Here is a 1,163-nt window from a genome sequence, read left to right on the forward strand (position 1 = left end):
TTCACGCCAGAACGGCTTGATCAATGGCTTGAAACCTATCCCATTGAAGACTTGGGTCTGCCTAACCATACCGGATCGCCCATCCCTGATGATCCGACCGACAGCATCATCTCTACACCGATCCCAGCAGAGGTGGGGCCAAGCATTGTCGCTCGTGAGATCGGCAATCTCACAACACCAGAAGAACGCGATCTACCGGAAAACTTTGGTGAGCGCTCAATTGAGCTTGCCAACGAAGACGGAGTTCAGCGTCCCCGCGAAGGTCGCGCAGGCGCAAGGTATGAGGCCGCTACAGGGACCACGTTGGCACGTCCGGCCCCACCCGACCCGGCTTACGATTTCGTCGATACCTCGAATGGTGATAAAATTGAGGTAAAAGGACCTGTTCCTGCTGTTGATGGCGTGGTCCCTGAAGCACGCTTGGATGGGTTGATCGAGGCGACCGTTGATGAAGCCAATTTTCAGACGGGTGCCGATCGCATCGTTGTCGATGCCGAAGGTCTAAGCTCGATGCAGGTGGAGCGCTTGCACCGAGAACTTGAAAATCGGATATCGTCAGGTATCCCAGTGGATATTCTGAGGTGAACATGGCGAATACAGTTCTTAAATTTGGAGACCGATCTGCCCGCATGAATTACCATGATCTGGCAGAAGTGCTGTCGATTCTGAATCAACGATTGGAAACTGCATCCGCAGCCAGAGAGGTTACAGAACCTTGGCAAAAACATATCCAAGAGGATCTTGGATACGTGTTGCTCGACACAAACGCGCTCGACGGATCAAATGTCATCTCTGAATTCAATGCGGCGTTGAGCCAATTGTCTTTTGATTTGCGAAGCGGCAGGGTTTCTCCAGACACGCCGCGTTGGCGCAACGTATCAAGCGATATTCGCCAACAGTCAGACTATGTCCATCGTATGCAGTATGTGATACGGGAATTACAAAGCGTTCTTACTCAATCTGGCTGAAATAGATGGGCTTCTGGATAGTCCCATGAAATGTACCAGACAGGGCTGTTTACATTGCAAAACGAGAATGCCCTTGAGTCCTCGCGGCGGACGCCTTGGCCGCAAACCCTCTTACCCCGGTGGTCGGTGAACTGGCAAAAGGCTGGGTCGAGGTCTTCCCCGAACTGACGGAAGATGAGCGTCGATTGGGTCAAC

Annotated in this window: 1 protein-coding gene and 1 pseudogene; both read left to right on the plus strand. The window is 52.5% G+C overall.

Going from position 1 to position 1,163, the window contains the following annotated elements; translation table 11 throughout:
- Positions 1–585, plus strand: a pseudogene (locus tag R1W00_RS18175) (hypothetical protein); the annotation flags it as partial.
- 2 nt (positions 586–587) lie between these two features.
- On the plus strand, positions 588–968 hold the full coding sequence (locus R1W00_RS18180; protein ID WP_317264185.1) for a hypothetical protein: 381 nt from the start codon (positions 588–590) through the stop codon (positions 966–968).
- The last annotated feature ends 195 nt before the right edge of the window (positions 969–1,163 follow it).

Origin of the sequence: Rhodovulum sp. FJ3 (genome assembly GCF_032918305.1) — a bacterium.
GTDB lineage: Bacteria > Pseudomonadota > Alphaproteobacteria > Rhodobacterales > Rhodobacteraceae > SAT37.

Coding starts and splice junctions, on each gene's coding strand:
- R1W00_RS18180 (WP_317264185.1), top strand. CDS start 588: ATGGCGAATACAGTTCTTAAATTTGGAGACCGATCTGCCCGCATGAAT.